Raw genomic sequence first — 18,771 nt, forward strand, 5'->3', positions numbered from 1 at the left:
CTAGCGTTCATCCTGAGCCAGGATCAAACTCTCCATTGTAAAATATCATTTTTACCTAGCCTTGCGGCTTGGTTTGTTTGTTGTCTGTACTTAGGACGAATATCCTTTTCGTTTATTGAAGCTTAGTAAACCTGACTTGTCAATTGCTTGACGGTTCGTTTCTTTTACCCAGTTTCTTTATACTCCCTATATAATAAGGTGTAATCCAAAACCGCTTCTTGTACTACTTGTCTGTTTATGTAAAATCTTTCAAAGAACTCTTTCTTCGCAAGTTAAGCTGCGCCTCAACAATTGAAATTAATTTCATTGTATTCGACTTGCACTAACTTTCTTTAGTTGCTAAGAGAAGTTGTATTTCTCAAAAGCGAGTGCAAAAGTACAAACATTTTCCGAAACCACCAAATATTTCCAAGAAAAAGTTTCGGAATTAACAGTATTTTAACACTTTCATCTTGTTTTGCACTTATTTTGATACCAAACACTTTATTATATACATACACGCGCTCATATCTGCGTGTGGGCACACAAGCATGCGCATATATATAACATAGTACCAGAAAACTATTCTGCCTCCAAATAGAGAACACGAGACGACCAGTCGTTCTTCTTACCCCAGTCTACTTCATGAACATACGGCATTTCCAAGCCATGTTCCATAAGATACTTACCAGAGTAAGATTTTCCCTCACAATCAAGAGGCTTGTTATCAATTACATCAAGTTCTTTTACCTTATACATCTTATTCTCATCCAGACCAGCCATCTTAACTCTTGGCAAATGAACATTATAGAAGTTTGCCAATTTCCACCAATAGAAGACAGCCTTGTCTTTTGCTTCACTAACATACATAATAGAAGACAAGCCCTGATTATCGTACGGAGAAACCAAACGATAAAGGTCGCCAAACTGAACAACAGGACGAATCTCCTTGTATTCAGAGATAGCCTTTCGGCAGAGAGCCTTCTCCTCATCCGTCATATTCTTTGGCTGGATTTCCATTCCAAGTCGTCCGCTCATAGCCACATCAATACGATACTTCAAAGAAGTAGTGCGGAATACGGTATGGTTTGGCACAGCAGAGATATGACTTGCCATGGCGATGGCCGGGAAGAAATAGCTGGTTCCATACTGCATATAAATACGCTGCATGGCATCCGTATTATCACTTACCCAAAACTCATCAAAACCACGGAGCATGCCCCAATTGGCACGGCCACCGCCACTTGCGCAACATTGAATCACCACATCCTTATACTTAGCACGAATACGGTCGATAACCTTCGCAAATCCCTGATGATAAGCGATGTAGAGATGGCTCTGATCGGCTACAGACAAGTATTGGCTGCCATGATTCATAATAGGCATATTGGCATCCCACTTAATGTAGGCTATATCTGGATATTTAGTAAGTAAATTGTCTACTACACCGAAAACAAAGTCTTGTACTTTTGGATTTGAGAGATCGAGCACCAGCTGGGTACCGCCACGGCCCAAAACGGCATCTCGCTTAGGGGCCTTGATTACCCAATCAGGATGTTTCTCATAGAGCATACTGGTAGTATTGGTCATTTCCGGTTCGATCCAGATACCAAACTTTACCTGGTTTTTCCTGGCATCGTTCAGCAAGCCTTCAATGCCATTAGGAAGTTTCTTGGTATCAACCACCCAGTCGCCGAGTGCACAGTTATCAGTAACACGAGGATATTTGGTTCCGAACCATCCATCATCCATTACGAAGAGTTCACCACCCATACTATGGATATCAGCCATCATCTGGTCCATTCCCTTCTGGTTGATGTCGAAATAAACACCTTCCCAAGAGTTGAGCAAGATATCACGCTCCTTATCTCCATGTGCTAAGATATATTTGCGTCCCCATTTATGGAAGTTTCTACTTGCACCGCTCAAGCCCTGTGTTGAATAGGTCAAAGCGAGTGCTGGAGTTTTGAAAGTCTCACCTTTTTTAAGATGATATTCAGAGTTCTGTTCGTTAATACCGGCAAAGAAATAATGATATTCGGTATCATCGGTAACCGTCTTCAGCTTATAGTTACCGCTATAAACCAAGGCTGCACCAATAACATTACCCGCATTTTCCTGTCCTTTACCATTGAGCGAGAACATGACTTCAGCATGATCGGTATGCGAATTGCGGGTACCATCATTGTTTCGGATTACAAATTCTCCTGGCTGCAGTTTTTCATGACTCAACTGTCCCTCAGCAGCCCAAGTACCGGAAAGATGACTCATCCAGACATCTCCGCGACGGATAGGAAGCATAGCCGATGCAAAGGTAGTCAGGGTAACAGTACCCTTTTCACCATTCAGAATCTCGGTCCATGCCTCAATCATATCAACATCATTGTATGCACGATACTTCAAATCTACCTTTATATTATATACAGGATCTTTCAGATGAACGGTCGTAACAGAAGCTTTCCCTTCGTTCTTCACATCACAGCCCGTAGCCACGAGTACAGTTGAAAGATTGCCATCACTATGACGCATGGCAAGCGCCGCTTCAGCCGGAGTATTCAGTCCGTAAGCCGGATAAGCATCCATACGGCCATCAGTAGCAACCTTCAGATTCTGCAAATCGTTAGGATTCAACTTAGTACCGAAATAGAGATACTGGGCAGGCTTTCCATTCTCAACATCGAGAATGAGCGACATACCCTTTGTATTTACAGATACTTTTTCTGCCATCGCCGGAAGTGCGACAGTCATCAATATAAGTGCAATTGATTTTAACTTCATATTACCTTTCTAAGTTATTAGTTGCGTTTATAGTTTCTATTTTGTGAGAGATGATTTCTCATTTTCACATCGCAAAATTATAAAAAAATCCAATACACTCCAATACTTTTTTGATTTATTTTTCGAAGAAAGCAGAAAAGGACAAACAATCAGCAAATAAAGCAAAGAAAACACTCCCGAAATCGAAAGAATTCCTAAAAGATAGTCCACTTTAAGAAATTCTTAGTATCTTTGCAATGTTATAGCTGATAACGATTTAGGTATAGTGGCTTGAATGCCCTATTTCTCAAAATCAGCAGAATGTGTAACGAAAAGATATATAGAGATATGAAACTAAAGATACATTTCAATCATAAAGAAGAACTTTGGAACTCATGGTCGCATGCAGGAGGTATCCTGATGGGCATTGTCATGGGAGCCATCTTCTTATATTGGTGTTTTACGATGAATAACGGATGGGCTACGGCGGGAGTTATCCTCTATCTGTTCGGTATGCTGATGTCTTACATCGCCTCAACGGTTTACCATGCAGTTTCTGCCTGGAGCAAATGGAAGGAGCGACTGCGCAAATGGGACCATGCCGCCATCTACTGGCATATTGCCGGTTCTTACTCGCCAATTACGCTCATTGCGATGCGAGACCAAGGATATTGGGGATGGAGCCTCTTTATCTTTATCTGGGCTTGCGCCATTGCCGGAACCATTATGAGTTTTGCCAGACTCAAGGATCACAGCAACCTGGAGACCATCTGCTTTGTAGGCATGGGATTGTCGGTACTGGTTGCCTTTAAACCTTTGATAGACTCCGTATCCACCGCCACAGTCTGGTGGATTATTGCCGAAGGTGTCTGCTACATTACGGGCGCCGTATTCTACAGTATCAACAAGAAGAAATACATGCATTCCGTGTTCCATTTCTTCGTTTTAGCTGGTAGTATCTGCCACATCATTGCAGTTTGGGACATTCTCATGAAATATATCTAAACGGCTTAATAAAAAGCATCAAGGCATCGGGAAGTTTTTGCTTTCCGATGCCTTTGTTTTTTTATAAAGTTCTATATTACAAGACATTCATTCATATCATACTCTTCTTATAATATAATAAGGTGGAATTGTTAACAATACGTTAAAGTATAAAAATAATTGCCCAAAAGTTTGGAACTTATCGCAGAAAAGCATACCTTTGCAGTGTTCTATTGAAGTAGTACACTAAAACATTAAAGATTATGATACAGATTAAAGACATTGATTTCAGATACCCAGGTAGCAAGCACCTTGTATTTAGAGATTTCTCTTTGGAACTCAAGGAGAACAATATTTATGGCTTGCTCGGCAAGAACGGTACAGGCAAGAGCACTCTGCTCTACCTCATCAGCGGATTGCTCCGCCAGCAACAAGGTACCATTCTCGTGGATGGCATTTCGGCACAAGATCGCAAAGCCGAGATGCTGAAGGACATCTTCATGGTGCCCGAAGAGTTTGAACTGCCCAACGTTTCCCTCGCCACCTACGTGAAGATGAACCAGGGATTCTATCCTAACTTCTCGCAGGAAGTGCTGGACCGTTGCCTCAAGGATTTTGATTTACCACTCTCTCTCAAGTTGAACGAACTCTCGATGGGACAGAAGAAGAAGGTATTCATGAGTTTTGCACTCGCCACGGGTACCCGCTTTCTTCTGATGGACGAGCCAACCAATGGTCTCGACATCCCATCGAAGAGCCAGTTCCGTAAGGTCATCGCCAACAATATGACGGAAGACCGCACCCTCATCATCTCTACTCATCAGGTGCACGATGTAGAGTCGTTGCTCGACCACATCATTATCATGAACCAGAGCCAGCTCCTGCTCGACGCATCGGTTTCGGACATCTGCGACCGATACAGCTTTACCTATCGCACCCCTGCCGAAATGGACGACACCGTGCTCTATGCCGAGCCTACGCTGCAAGGCAATGCCGTGCTAGCCAAGCGCAAGGAGGGAGAACCAGAGACCCAGATGAACTTGGAACTGCTCTTCAATGCAGTAATCAATGGGAAGATTTAGTAGAACATTTTAAAAGAAGAAAATTATGAACAATACAATCGATATCAAGAGACTGGGATTGTTGATGCGTTGGGATTTGCTGACCTTTAGGAAGGGCTATACATTTAGCACCCTGGCTTGCATCATCGCTTATTCGCTCTATAGTCTCGTAGGCATTAACAATCTTAAAGGTGTAGTCATGTATGACTTTGATAGCTCACTAGTTGGTACACAGAAGCATTATCTTTCCGAAGAGTCCGTTTTCTTTGGCCTCCTATGTTTCATCGTATTCTATGTGATGGCATCCTGCATCTTCAACAATCTGAGGACGAAGACTTACAGGGAGAATTTTCTGATGCTGCCAGCCAGCAACAAAGAAAAATACATGGCTCGCCTTCTGCTGATGGTATTCCTCAGCCTCATAGAACTATGCATCATTCTCTTTGCTACCGATGCCATCCAGCTGGCATTCTGCTACATCATCAATCCAGGATTTCATGTAAGCATCTCATGGCCAGTGCTCAAGTCCATATTCGGCAGCACCCTATTCACGCGCTGGGAAGAGCAAGATGCAATATTCTATAGTTTCTTCATCTTCGCCCACTCGTTCTGCACCCTGGGTGGCACGTTCTATCGCAAGATGGCACCGCTGTTCACATTTCTCACAGGACTTGTACTATTTATGGTGTTTGGATATGCGATTCAGTGGATGGCGCACGCCGGTCTTCTCGACTTTCTTAAGCCATACAATGATGGACACAACTATATATTCACCACTATGCTCTGCATCCTCTTCCTTGCCCTCTCAGCTTTCAACTACTGGGCATCTTACAAGATTTTCACCCGTATGCAGGTTACCTGCAACAAGTGGATCAACATCTAAGAATTAAAATTTGAAGATTATGAATTTCAGTAACGATAAAGCAATATACGTACAGATAGCCGAGCGACTGAGCGATGAGATTCTGGCGGGCAAGTACAAGGAAGACGAACGAATACCGAGCGTCAGGGAATACGCCGTACTGCTGGAGGTAAATGCCAACACAGCCGTGAAGGCATACGATCTGCTTGCCACCGATGAGATCATCTACAACAAGCGAGGCCTAGGCTACTTTGTTTCCGCGGGAGCCAAGAAGCAGATTAAGAAGACCCGCAAAAAGGAGTTTATGAAAGAAAGACTCCCGGAACTCGCCCGACAGATGCAGCTTCTCGACATCTCCATCGATGAAGTGAAGGAAGAGTTGGAGAAGAATCTCAAAAAGATAAAGATATGATGACACTATTCATCCTCAAATATATATTTATAGCTTCTGTCTTTGCCTTATATATAATAAGGTGTATGTAATAACGTTTTTAAAAAAGAGTTACGCTTGCAACTTTCTGAAAGTTGCAAGCGTCTAATGGTTTAAAATGATATCCATAAAACGAAAGTAATATGTCATTAATTCATCTAAAAGACGTCAACAAGACCTACCAGGGTGCTCAGCCACTCCATGTACTGAAGGGCATCGACCTCGACATCGAACGTGGCGAGTTCGTCAGCATCATGGGTGCCTCCGGCTCGGGAAAATCCACCTTATTGAATATACTGGGTATTCTCGACAACTACGATACGGGCGAATACCGACTCAACGATGTGCTCATCAAAGACCTCTCGGAAACCCGTGCTGCCGAATACCGCAACAAGATGATAGGCTTCATCTTCCAGTCATTCAACCTCATCTCGTTTAAGACAGCGGTGGAAAACGTAGAGCTTCCCCTCTTCTACCAGGGCGTGAGCCGCAAGAAGCGCCACGAACTGGCGATGGAATATCTCGAAAAACTGGGCTTGAAGCAATGGGCCAACCATTATCCTAACGAAATGTCGGGAGGACAGAAGCAGCGTGTAGCCATCGCCCGTGCCCTCATCACCAAACCGGAAATCATCCTTGCCGATGAGCCTACCGGAGCCCTCGACTCCAAAACGAGCGTGGAAGTGATGGACCTGCTGAAGGAACTGCACCAGAAGGAGGGAATGACCATTGTGGTGGTAACCCACGAAAGCGGTGTAGCCAACGAAACCGATAAGGTTATCCATATCAAGGACGGACTCATCGGAAGCATCGAAGACAACAGAGACCATCATCTCGTATCGAAAGACTACGTTAAATAAGAAGAGAATGAGAGAATTAATCAAAGAAATATGGAGCACGTCGAAGCGCAACAAGCTCCGCACTTCGCTTACGGGATTTGCCGTTGCCTGGGGAATCTTCATGCTGATATTCCTGCTGGGCGCCGGCAACGGACTGATTAATGCCCAGTTGCAGCAAAGCACCCGATTCCTTGCCAACTCCATGCGAGTATTCCCGCGCGAAACCTCCAAGGCTTACAAGGGACTGAAGGAAGGCAGAAGCATCACGCTCAACGACAAGGACATCCTCATCAGCAACAAGACCTACGGCCAGTACGTGGATGATGTGGGCGGAAGACTGGAACAATATAACCTGAACATCAACTATGGCGATAATTATGTGGCAAGCCAGTCATTAGTGGGTGTGGCTCCTACACATCCCAAAATCGACAAGACGGAGCTGATAGCCGGACGATTCATCAATGAAATCGATATGAAGGAGCAGCGCAAGAATGTGGTGCTGAGCCGAAGCCAGGCCAAGGAACTCTGCAAAGACTACCGTTCGCTGGTAGGCAAGAACGTAAAGATCAGCAACCTCAACTTCCAGGTGGTGGGAATCTACAAGGATGATGAATCGCGCAACAATACCGAAGCCTTCATCGCCTACTCCACCATAAAGACCATCTACGCCAAGGGCGATGATGCGGGAAGTCTGGAGTTTACCATCAAGAACCTGAAGACCAAGGAGGACAATAAGCAGTTTGAAAAGAACTACCGCGCCAGCATCAACAACAACCATCAGGCAGCACCTGATGACGAGCGAACCATCTGGCTCTGGAACCGATACATGGACAATATCCAGATGAACCAGGGAATCGCCATCATGCAGACGGCCCTATGGATTGTGGGTCTGTTCACCCTGCTGAGCGGAATCGTGGGCGTAAGCAACATCATGCTCATCACCGTGAAGGAGCGAACTCGAGAGTTTGGCGTAAGAAAAGCCATAGGAGCCAAACCTTGGTCGATACTGAAGCTCATCATCACCGAGAGCATCATCATCACCTCATTCTTCGGCTACATCGGAATGGTCTGCGGCGTGGCGGCAAACGAAATCATGGATGCAACCATCGGCCACACCACAGTAGATACCGGACTGTTTAAAGCCGCCATGTTTGTGAACCCTACGGTGGGCCTCGGCACCTGTATCGGCGCAACCATCACCATCGTCATCGCAGGCACCATCGCCGGACTCATCCCAGCCATCAAGGCTGCAAGAATCCGACCGATAGAGGCGCTGAGAGCGGAGTAATGCAAAATGTTGAATGCTAAGTGTTGAATGTTGAATTCATTCTTGCTTACACCTTATTATATATATTGAATAGGCTATGCGATTAGATTTAGATACATATAAAGAGATTCTCGACACCATCACGAGGAACAAGAGCCGCAGTCTGCTTACGGGCTTCGGCGTGTTCTGGGGCGTGTTTATGCTCATCGCCCTGATGGGTGGCGGACAGGGACTGAAGGAGATGCTGCAAAACAACTTCACAGGCTTTGCCACCAACACCGCTATCATCTGGGCGCAGAACACCACCAAACCCTACAAGGGATTCAACAAGGGGCGCTCCTGGCAGATGGAAGAGAAAGATCTGGACAGATTGCGCCACCAGATGCCCGAACTCGATGTCATTACCCCGCTGCTCTTCGGCGGCAACAAGTCGGTGGTGTTTGGAGACAAAAAATTCAGCGGCAGCACACAGGGCGTGAATCCCGATTACGCCCAGGTTTCTGCGCCACAGATGTTTTACGGCAGATACATCAACGAGATGGATGTGCGCCAGCAGCGCAAGGTTTGCGTCATCGGCAAACAGATTTACAAGAATCTCTTTCCTGGCGGCGGTGATCCGTGCGGCAAGAGCGTAAGAGTTGACTCTACCTATTATATGGTGATAGGCGTAGATTACCGTTCGGGCAACGGCATCAATTTCGGCGGTCGTGCCGATGAAACCATCACCCTGCCCCAATCGGTTTTGCGCAGCGCTTATAACCGGGGTAAGGCAGTAGACATCATAGCCACCACCGGCAAACCGGGCGTAGTAATGAGCAGCATTGCCCAGCGGATGAGAGAAACCGTAGCAAGAGCCCACAGCATCGACCCTACGGACGAAAAAGGCATTATGGTCTTCAATACCGAAGTTCTCTTCCAGATGCTCGACAACCTGTTCAAGGGCGTCAACTTCCTCATCTGGCTGGTAGGCATCGGCACCCTTCTTGCCGGCGCCATCGGAGTTTCCAATATCATGATGGTAACGGTAAAGGAGCGAACCACCGAGATAGGCATCCGCCGAGCCATCGGAGCCACGCCTAAGATGATTCTCTCGCAAATCATCTCCGAGAGTATTCTCCTCACCCTGGTAGCCGGCATGAGCGGCATCCTCTTCGGCGTTGCCATCCTGCAGATGCTGGAAGTAGGAAGTACCACGGATGGCATTCTTACCGCCCACTTCCAGGTAGATTTCTGGACGGCCATCTCTTCAGCCATCCTCATCTGCATCCTTGGCGGCCTAGCCGGACTCGCCCCTGCATGGCGAGCGATGAGCATCAAACCGGTAGATGCGATGAGAGACGAATAAAAGAAAAATAAGATATAAAAGATATGAAAAAGTATTCAAAGTTGATTGTTGCGGCGATTGTCGCCTTGATTTTCATCGGAACCTTCGTGTTCCTTTATGAGAAATCGCAGCCTAAGCCTGTGGAGTATACTGAGTTTACTCCTAAGATGGCTGATGTTTTGAAAACTACCGTCATCACGGGCAAGATTGAGCCTCGCAACGAGGTGAGCGTAAAGCCTCAGATTAGCGGTATCATCACCGAGATTTGCAAAGAAGCGGGTGATTATGTTCAGGCGGGCGAGGTTATCGCCAAGGTAAAGGTGATTCCGGATATGGGACAGCTCAGTTCGGCGCAGGCTCGTGTGCGCCTTGCCGAGATTAACCTGAAGCAGGCACAGGTAAACTATGGACGCGAGGAACAACTCTACAAGAAGCAATTGGTCAGCGCCGATGAGTTTGATAAGGTTAAACAGTCGTTACAACAGGCAAAGGAGGAGAAGGTTGCCGCCCTGGATGCGCTCGAAGTAGTTCGTGATGGTGTAAGCAAGAGCAATGCCAGCGCTTCTTCTACCCTCATCCGTTCTACCATCTCGGGCATTATCCTCGATATTCCGGTCAAGGTGGGTAACTCGGTGATTCTTGCCAACACTTTCAACGATGGTACTACCATCGCCAGTGTGGCTAACATGAACGACCTCATCTTCCGTGGCAATATAGATGAAACCGAAGTGGGAAGTCTCGTTACAGGAATGCCGATGAAGATTACCATCGGAGCCTTGCAGAACCTCAACTTCGAGGCTAACCTGGAGTATATCTCTCCTAAGGCTGTAGAAAACAATGGTGCCAACCAGTTTGAGGTAAAGGCAGCCATCCGTTCTACCAAGGGCGGCAAAATCCGTTCAGGCTACAGCGCCAATGCCGAGATTGTACTGGCAAAGGCTACCCATGTACTCACCGTTCCGGAGAGTGCCATCGAGTTTAGCGGCGATTCTACCTTTGTATATATCATAAAAGGTAGCGACAAGAAGAAAACTTATGAGCGCAAACAGGTAACTACCGGTTTGAGCGATGGAGTAAATATAGAAATCAAGAAGGGTCTGGGTCTCAAAGACAAGGTTCGCGGTCCTCAGGTAATAGCAGAAAATAAGGATGATGACGAATAGTCATCATCCTTATTCTTTTTTATAGGCATCAGATAACTTAGATGTTATCCTTTTCGATATCCTTGAAGTAACGATAAGTACCCACCTTCAGTTCATCGCAGGCAATCTCATCACAAACGATGATGCCATGCTGGTGCTGCTGCAGAGCGCTGATGGTCCAAGCCTGGGTAACAGGGCCTTCGATGGCAGCCTGCAGGGCGCGGGCCTTGTTATGACCGTTGCAGAGAATCATTACCTCTCGGGCAGCCATCACGGTACCCACACCTACGGTCAGAGCCAGACTAGGTACCTTCTCAGGATCATTATCGAAGAAACGGGAGTTGGCAATCTTGGTGTCTGTAGTGAGCGTCTTTACTCGAGTGCGGGAGGTAAGAGAAGAGAATGGCTCGTTGAAAGCGATATGGCCATCAGGACCGATACCACCGATAAAGAGGTCGATGCCACCCGCTTCTTCTATCATCTGCTCATAATGACGGCACTCCTCTTCCAGATTCTCGGCATTACCGTTCAGGATATGAATATTCTCCTTAGGGCAGTCGATATGATTGAAGAGATTGGTAGCCATGAAAGAGTGATAGCTCTCAGGATGAGATTCAGGCAAACCTACATATTCATCCATATTGAAGGTGATGACATGCTTGAACGAAACCTTGCCTTCTTTTACCGCCTTTACCAGGTTGGCATACATGCCCTGAGGTGAAGAACCGGTTGGCAAACCCAAAACAAAAGGACGTTCAGCAGTTGGTTGAAATCTGTTAATTGTTTCAATTACATGATCAGCTGCCCACTTTGACAGCTTCTCATAATCTTTTTCGATAATAACACGCATAATCTATTTCTTATTGTTTAGTTGTAAAATTCAGGAAACAAAAATAATAAAAATCTGTTTCATTACCGCTAAAAGATGGAAAAAATTATATTTTTTTACAGTTTGCGGTATCTACTTCTTCATAGCCCTCCTGCTCTACATATTCATCAAAACCGATGCTGATATCGGCGCCATTCTGCTCGAAGAGACGCAGTAATTTCTGCTGCATATCGGGTGCGATGAGGATGGCGCCGCGCTTCGCCTTGCAATAGGTGCTTTCGCTGATATAGGGCGAAAAGTGCCAGAAATGAGGCGTATTGGCAGAAGGTATCGTGCCGAACATGCGGCGGAATCCGCGTGCCATGCGTATAATCTTCTTCTGAAGCCGATAGGCGCAGCCCTGCTCGTTGCAGGCTATATGGTCCGGGTTCAGAATACTGAACACCTTCTCCGACTTACGCAACTTCTGATAACGCTCGAAACGAGCACAAAGGTGATGTACCGGGCACGCCTCCTTGAGACATACCGTATCAATGGAATGGATTGAAATATTGTTCATGTTCTTTATTTTTTAAGTTGGATAAATAATTTTTTCTTCGAAAGATTGAGAGGCTGTTATCGGCAAATAGCCAACTGGCGAACCACAGACAGCCAACTAGCCGCTATGAGAACAGTGGGCTGTTCTAGTCAGACAGCTATCAGAAAAGCCTGAGAAAGAATTTTAAGAGAGGAACTGCGAAAAACTCTTCACTCTTCACCTAACCCTCGGAAATGCCGATAAACAGAGGGGATTCGAGGGGTGAAGAGTTGTTTCTCACTCTTCACCCACTCTTCACCACTCTTCACCCATCTGCCGCTTAGCTATATTTTCAGATTCTTACAAGCAGATAGGCCTGACCCTTCTTGGTATGCTTCATCTTGCAACCCAGGAGTTTGAGCGACTGGCCGATGCGAATCTTGGTACTCAGATTACTGATCAGCATCGGAAATCTTTCGTGCAGAACCTCGAAAACATCCGAACAGATGAGCCATTCGCCCGTTTCATTATCTTCAGGAACACGGAAGCAGCTCTTCAGCATCGATTCAAAATCATCTACCTTGAAGAAAGGAAGATTGCACTTCTGAATGCGATCCACCTCGGCATTGGTAAACCAGTAAGGCGTCTTCTTATGACAAAGCTCATACATAACTTGTGCATAGAGCTGGTCATAAATGATGGGTGAACCGTTGTCGATATATTCACCTGCCGGAATGTGCAGACAGACGAATCGGCGGCTACCCGTAGGGTCGCAGAGCGGATGCTCATCATTGGTAGTTGCCAGGAAGGAAGCGTAACGCGGACGGTCATCCTGACACTTGCCGAAGATAGGGCGCCCGTTCACCTTCACCTTCGAAAGCATCTGCTTCAGCTTGCCCTGCTGCGATGGTCCCATATTCGCAAACTCATCTATGTTGACAAAGAGATTATGAGTGAGCGCCATCTCGGAGTCAAACTTATTGGCAAAGTTGATGTGGTCGAGGAAATACTGTCGCAGATGATCCGGCAGCAGGCGATAGGCAAAGGTACTCTTGCCGCAACCCTGCTTGCCGATAAGCACAGGAGTGGTTTCGTTGCCATGAAACATATCCATCTGCAACCAGTGGGCAACAGCTGAACGGAGCCAGGTGGCGCACCATCCCAACTGTTCACTTGTAAGCCCCGGAATCCTGCCAAAGAGTTCAGCCACATGGTTCTTACCATCCCATTCCGGCAGGTTCTCGAGATATTCCCTGATAGGATCAAACTCCGGAACCTCTTCAGAACGTACGAACTCCTCAATATCCTGTCGGGGCGACTTCTTTCCTCCCACACCCAACCGCTTGGCGTGACGGACGATGGAATTGAAAGCCTCCGGAGTCAGCACCTTCCAGGTTGAGTCAGAAGATTCCTCCTCTCCCCCACCGGTTTCCGGTTCCTCTTCTACGGGCTCCTCAGTTTCGTCCTCATTCTTTGAGAGAGTGAAATACTCGGTTTTACCACTTAGCACATTTCTACGGAAGAGATAATACTCATCGAGAAAACTCTCAACAAGAGAGAGTGCTGAAATTTCGTTTGTCATCTTATCTGATGACGATAAGGTTTTTAAATTTTCCATTATGTGTAAATTTTAAGATTAATAATAATCATCCTTTTTGCCCTTATATATAATAAGGTGAAGAGTGGTGAAGAGTGGGTGAAGAGTTGTCTCTATCTCTTCACCCCCCGAAACCCCTCTGTTTATGGGCATTTCCGGGCTTCAGGTGAAGAGTGAAGAGTTTCAGCTCATTCATGGTTCAGCATTTCGCCGCTCTTTCGTTTTCGATTGCAAAGTTAATACTTCCCTTCACCGATTCCAAATTTTCCCCGCCACCTTCCCGCTACTTTTCTGAAATCAGGGAAGAAACAAGGGGGCTACGGGGAAAAGTATGGGGAAAAAAGAGGAAAAACAGATGCATATCCTTGCATAATCCGAAAATAAATCTTACCTTTGTGGCGAAACTTATTTTCTTAAAACAGACTGACAATGAATGAAGATAAAGATGAAATAGAATTCAGCTACGAAGTCTTCGACCGACAGCTCGACAACTTCTGCCGAATGCTCAGCATTCTGGTAGATGCATGGGAAGATTACAGTCCGCAGGAACTTACCTTCGATATCCGTTCGCTCTGCACCAAAGCCACCCGGCTCTGCTATATGGCAGAGAAAGATATGGTGCTGCAGCACAACGACATAGCGAAGCAGCGAAAGGAGCAGAACGAAACCCACGAAGTAAGCATCAGCATCATCGTAATGCAGAAGTTTACACCCCTGATGGCGCATATCATGGAAGACATGAAAAAGGGAAAACAGATAGAAGGAAAACGGATGAAAGTGGCGCCGCTGGATATGACCCGCATCCTGCCGAAACTCAACGATTTTTTCGAAACCGATGAACTGGGCAAAGGAAGTACTATCGATGTAAACGAAGTAACCAAACTCCAGAAAGAACTGTTACGCCAGGTAAAACCCACTCATATCCCCGGTGTAAAACCTGTAGAGCGCCTCTGGAATCTCTTCCAGCTATACAGCATGGCATGTTATCTGATGCTCCACTTCCGCCAGCTGAGCCATTTCACCAACCTCGCCATGAGCGAAGAGCAGACCACCCGCCTCTTCGAAATGTCGCTACAGGAATATCAGGAAGAACCAAAGGGCATCAGCGACATAGACCGATACTTTACAACCCTGGAATATGATAACAACGGAAAGCAGCTCTCCGTCAGCCAATTGCTGGAAGTAAGAAAAACACTAAAAGACGAGGTACCGGAAAATCTGCGCCTCGACTTTATGAAATATATAAGAGACACCCAACTGCTGGGCGCCCAGCTTGCCCACGTCAATTTTACAGCACAAGAATATCTCAAACTGGTATCAGCCACCGTAAAATGGCACATCATCGAGCAGGAAATCTACGATTTGGAACATCCCGAAGGCATTCCGGAAACCCTTCCCAACGAGGTTTTCTACAAAGTAAAAGACGGCAAATACATCGACATGCAGAATCTGAAGGCTCAGATAGCCAATATGTTGAAATTTGTTACCCGCAAGAACCATTGGTTCTGCGTATGGTGTGTATTGAATCACAACTGCATGCTTCAGGACAACCAGAATTTCGAAGCCTTTGCCACCCAGATGATGACTCCCGAATGGTTTGGCGACATCGACGATTATCTCCATTTCTCGGGCGACAATCTCCGCGACTACCGCCGTTATTTCTCAGAGATAGATTATCCTCAATGGGAGGAAAAGAAGTTTAAGGAAATCAAGGACCTTTACAACATGACGAAATGGTCAGACAAGCTCCTCAGCAAGTTCCAGCATCTCTGCATCACGATGAATGGTGTATTTGATAAGAAAAGCCTCTGATTCCGGCTTGTTTTATGCATAAAAAACAGCTTTTAAATACCTGATTTACAAAATAATATTAAAAGTTCACAAGTTTGTGGTCCACAAACTTGTGAACTTTTATTTTTTTGCTTATCTTTGCATCCGTAATCAAGCAAAAAAACAATGGAAAAGGCATTCGTATATGGTATGTCGGTTGCCGGAAACAACTTCACCGACCGAATAGAAGAAACCAAGCGCATCAAGGCAGACTTTGAGCATGGCATCAACGTCATTCTCATCTCTCCCCGACGCATGGGCAAGACTTCGCTCGTCAAAAAGGTAATATCCGAAATTGATAATCCAGAGATAAAAGTGGTGTATATGGACATCTATGACTGCCGAAGCGAATATGATTTCTACAATCGCTTTGCAGAAACCATTATGAAATCTATGAGTAATAAGCTGGAACAAGTAGTAGAAAACATCAAGCAGTTCCTGGTAAGAGTTTCACCAAAAATCTCCTTTAGTCCAGATCCTACATCCGAATATTCATTATCTCTGGGAATTACACCAAAGGACTATTCCCCTGAAGAGATTCTGAATCTTCCGGAAAGAATCGCTCAGGAAAAGGGAATCCACATGGTGGTCTGCATCGACGAATTCCAGCAAATTGGAGAATTCCCTGATACTCTTACGGTTCAGAAGAAACTGCGTGGCGCCTGGCAGCATCATCAGAATGTATCATACTGTTTCTTTGGAAGCAAGAAGCATCTGATGGAAAACATTTTCCAAAACCGACGCATGCCTTTCTATATGTTTGGCGAGATGCTGCACTTGGATTGCATTCCTACTGAATATTGGGTACCTTTCATCTGCTCCCGATTCGAGAAATACGGAAAGAGCATATCTAAGGATTTTGCTACCAGGATATGCGATACCGTAAAGAATTATTCATCTTATGTACAACAGCTGGCATGGAACGTGATGGCAGAAACCGAGAAAGAAGTAAACGAAGAAACCTTACAAAGTGGCATCAGCGCCTTGCTGCAACAATGCCATGGACTCTTCGTACAGCAAACCGAGGGCTTAACCACCTATCAGCTCAATTTTCTGCGCCTCCTCTGCAGTGGCATCCACTCAGGTTTCACCGCCCAGGCTGTAACAGAAACCTATCCGCTGGGCAGTAAATCCAATATCGACCGCATCAAGAAAGCCCTCATCGACAAAGAGTTGATTACCATCGAAAAAGACGGCATCTTCATTGCCGACTGTGTGTTCGAGCTTTGGTTTAAGAAGGAAATGATGTAAATTGGACGATGAAGAACATCCGTCCCTCTTTGCTCCTATAATGATAGCCACGCTTTCGACCTGTGCGCAATTGGAGCGTGATAAAATCTCATTCCGATTGCAGTCAGGAAGGAAGCGGTTTATAGATAAAGGTGGAAAACTCGGGCGCAAGGTAGGCTCTGTAAAAACGGCAGAACAGATGAAAGCCGAATATAGGGAAGTTATTAGTTTGCTCCGCAAGGGGTATTCCGTTCGGGATGTGGCAAAGTTGAGTGGTTAAGGGGTAAATACCGTACAACGAGTGAAGCGATTAATAAAAGTGCAATCACCGCAATAATACTATTGATTTTACGTTCTTTTCAAAGAAAGGGGTTGTGTGATAGTAGTTTAAAGGCTAAAAGCACTACTTTTGAATGCTGTTAAATATGGTAATGTTCAAAGTCACAATTTGTGATTTTGGAAAAAATGAATATAAATATGACAGATAAAATGAAGAAAAGTATTTTTATATTGGGAGCAGTTGTGCTTATGACATCATGCTCTACAAAAAATCAGACTGAATACACAAAATACATTAGGGCAATAACCAAGGATGTACCATTTCCTGTGAATGGTTTACGCACTGTTGATGATAATATGTATGTATTTGAAGGAGTGAACAGCTGTGAGGTTCCTGATTATGAGATCAGCAAGGATGGATTGTTGACTGTAACCAGGACAACTTTGTGGAAGCTACCAAAGAATGATGTTGAAAACATTTGGCGAAATCTATATTTTAATAAAAGACAACACCGACTTGTTTGTGTTGACAGAATAAATAAGGCTGGTAAGACAATACTGGGAATAATGTATGTCATGCAGACAGAATCTAAGAAATGGCCAGAGAAAGGTGTTTATCATTGGGATGTAACTGATATGCATAATATGCAGTCTGTAGCTATATCTTTGGAGGATTTCAAGAACAAGAGCATCAGAGTGATGCAGACTGGTACTTTACCTGATGTGGAGGAAAGTCGGAAGTACAATAGTTTAATATCAAAAGCTGATTCATCCTACATGCAGCAGAATTATCAAGAAGCTGAACGATACTTCACCCATGCATTTGATTTTAAGAACTACGTTCGCGGCCAGCATCTCTATAATGCTGCATGTGTGGCATCACTGGCAGGTCATAAAGATGCTGCGTTCTGGTTTCTTGAGGAGAGAATGAAAGCTGAACCAGAATGGTATAGTCTGAACATAGAAACAGACAAAGATCTGCTCCCTATTCATGATGATGTGCGATGGAATGAAATCATTAATGCGATGCATGAGCGTCAGACAAGGAAAGAAGCCAACTACGATATTCCTCTCCGCAATCAACTGCTCGAAATAGCAAAAGATGACCAAGCCATTCGACAGGAATGGAGGATGACATCAAGACAGCAGCCACAAGACAAGGCAAAGATAGATTCCATTTTTTCCGTAATGGCTACGATTGACAGCGTCAACCAACAGAAGATTTTTAAAATCCTTGATTCACGTGGATTTGTTGGTAAGGACAAGGTTGGTGATGCATGTAGAGCTTATTGGCTTGTTGTTCAGCATTCATCGGTCGAGATGCAAAGGAAATATCTGCCATTGTTCCTAAAGGCTGCAGAGAGAGGCGATATTCCTCGTGAGAATGTGGCGATGATGGAAGACCGTATCTGCCTTTTCGAAGGTCGTCCACAGCGATATGGCACCCAATTGGAAGAAGACAAGGACGGCAAATGGCATCTTTACAAGCTGGAGAATCCTGAGAAAGTTGACGAATACAGGAAGTCTGTTGGTATGGGAACGTTATCAGACTATCTTAAAATGATGGGAATCAAATTATGATAGACAGAGACTTGACTGAACTTTATGGAGTGGAAACCAGGGTGTTAAATCAAGCTGTAAAGCGTAACATAGAGCGATTTCCCGATGATTTTCGTTTTGAATTGAGTAGAGAAGAATGTTTGAGGTCACAAATTGTGATCTCAAATGGAAGAGGTGGCAACCGCTATTCAACTTATGCTTTTACAGAGCAAGGCAAGGTGTGTTCTACGTTGTCAGAGTTAGTTAACGCCGAGGATTGCATAAAGGCTTTCCAAGGCATATGT

General features: G+C 45.2%; 16 protein-coding genes. 12 read left to right on the top strand and 4 right to left on the bottom strand.

Annotated elements, in window-relative coordinates:
- Positions 1–561 precede the first annotated feature (561 nt).
- Positions 562–2,757 carry an alpha-galactosidase gene (locus tag F7D47_RS06265; RefSeq protein ID WP_153084941.1) on the bottom strand — a complete coding sequence of 732 codons (2,196 nt, stop codon included), beginning with the start codon at positions 2,755–2,757 and terminating at the stop codon, positions 562–564.
- 327 nt (positions 2,758–3,084) lie between these two features.
- Here F7D47_RS06265 and trhA point away from each other — a divergent pair, with 327 nt between their 5' ends.
- The 8 genes from trhA (at position 3,085) to F7D47_RS06305 (ending at position 10,666) form a co-directional block, all read left to right on the top strand.
- Positions 3,085–3,741, top strand: a complete 657-nt coding sequence (gene trhA, locus F7D47_RS06270; protein ID WP_153084940.1) for a PAQR family membrane homeostasis protein TrhA — start codon at positions 3,085–3,087, stop codon at positions 3,739–3,741.
- Between the two features lie 242 nt (positions 3,742–3,983).
- Positions 3,984–4,802 carry an ABC transporter ATP-binding protein gene (locus F7D47_RS06275; RefSeq protein ID WP_153084939.1) on the top strand — a complete coding sequence of 273 codons (819 nt, stop codon included), beginning with the start codon at positions 3,984–3,986 and terminating at the stop codon, positions 4,800–4,802.
- A 25-nt stretch (positions 4,803–4,827) separates the two neighbouring features.
- Entirely contained in the window at positions 4,828–5,664 is an 837-nt protein-coding gene (locus F7D47_RS06280) for a hypothetical protein (protein WP_153084938.1), read from the top strand.
- 19 nt (positions 5,665–5,683) lie between these two features.
- Positions 5,684–6,055 carry a GntR family transcriptional regulator gene (locus F7D47_RS06285; RefSeq protein WP_117695648.1) on the top strand — a complete coding sequence of 124 codons (372 nt, stop codon included), beginning with the start codon at positions 5,684–5,686 and terminating at the stop codon, positions 6,053–6,055.
- A 161-nt stretch (positions 6,056–6,216) separates the two neighbouring features.
- The gene (locus F7D47_RS06290; protein WP_006848206.1) at positions 6,217–6,933 is read left to right on the top strand and encodes an ABC transporter ATP-binding protein; all 717 of its coding nucleotides are present in this window, start codon (positions 6,217–6,219) and stop codon (positions 6,931–6,933) included.
- Positions 6,934–6,940: 7 nt separating this feature from the next.
- Complete coding sequence (locus F7D47_RS06295) at positions 6,941–8,200, top strand: ABC transporter permease (protein ID WP_153084937.1); 1,260 nt, start codon at positions 6,941–6,943, stop codon at positions 8,198–8,200.
- Positions 8,201–8,276: 76 nt separating this feature from the next.
- Positions 8,277–9,524, top strand: a complete 1,248-nt coding sequence (locus tag F7D47_RS06300; RefSeq protein WP_117695645.1) for an ABC transporter permease — start codon at positions 8,277–8,279, stop codon at positions 9,522–9,524.
- Positions 9,525–9,547: 23 nt separating this feature from the next.
- Entirely contained in the window at positions 9,548–10,666 is a 1,119-nt protein-coding gene (locus tag F7D47_RS06305) for an efflux RND transporter periplasmic adaptor subunit (RefSeq protein WP_153084936.1), read from the top strand.
- A 37-nt stretch (positions 10,667–10,703) separates the two neighbouring features.
- On the opposite strand, the gene nagB is transcribed toward F7D47_RS06305, so the two are convergent.
- The 3 genes from nagB to F7D47_RS06320 form a co-directional block, all read right to left on the bottom strand.
- The gene (gene nagB, locus F7D47_RS06310; RefSeq protein WP_006848210.1) at positions 10,704–11,495 is read right to left on the bottom strand and encodes a glucosamine-6-phosphate deaminase; all 792 of its coding nucleotides are present in this window, start codon (positions 11,493–11,495) and stop codon (positions 10,704–10,706) included.
- 85 nt (positions 11,496–11,580) lie between these two features.
- Entirely contained in the window at positions 11,581–12,033 is a 453-nt protein-coding gene (locus F7D47_RS06315) for a DUF6078 family protein (protein WP_117587787.1), read from the bottom strand.
- A gap of 310 nt (positions 12,034–12,343) precedes the next feature.
- Positions 12,344–13,609 (bottom strand): VapE domain-containing protein, encoded by a 1,266-nt coding sequence (locus F7D47_RS06320; RefSeq protein ID WP_153084935.1) that lies wholly within the window; start codon positions 13,607–13,609, stop codon positions 12,344–12,346.
- Positions 13,610–14,017: 408 nt separating this feature from the next.
- Between F7D47_RS06320 and F7D47_RS06325 the strand changes: the two genes are divergently transcribed.
- The 4 genes from F7D47_RS06325 to F7D47_RS06345 form a co-directional block, all read left to right on the top strand.
- Positions 14,018–15,400: a hypothetical protein gene (locus tag F7D47_RS06325; RefSeq protein ID WP_118190473.1), complete on the top strand. Its 1,383-nt coding sequence runs from the start codon at positions 14,018–14,020 to the stop codon at positions 15,398–15,400.
- 144 nt (positions 15,401–15,544) lie between these two features.
- On the top strand, positions 15,545–16,669 hold the full coding sequence (locus F7D47_RS06330; protein ID WP_153084934.1) for an AAA family ATPase: 1,125 nt from the start codon (positions 15,545–15,547) through the stop codon (positions 16,667–16,669).
- 615 nt (positions 16,670–17,284) lie between these two features.
- Positions 17,285–18,508 carry a DUF6624 domain-containing protein gene (locus tag F7D47_RS06340; protein WP_228113349.1) on the top strand — a complete coding sequence of 408 codons (1,224 nt, stop codon included), beginning with the start codon at positions 17,285–17,287 and terminating at the stop codon, positions 18,506–18,508.
- A partial coding sequence (locus tag F7D47_RS06345; RefSeq protein ID WP_194253064.1) for an ORF6N domain-containing protein occupies positions 18,505–18,771 on the top strand: 267 nt, incomplete at its 3' end. The genes F7D47_RS06340 and F7D47_RS06345, both read left to right, overlap by 4 nt.

Source organism: Segatella copri (genome assembly GCF_009494835.1).
GTDB classification, from domain to species: domain Bacteria; phylum Bacteroidota; class Bacteroidia; order Bacteroidales; family Bacteroidaceae; genus Prevotella; species Prevotella copri_F.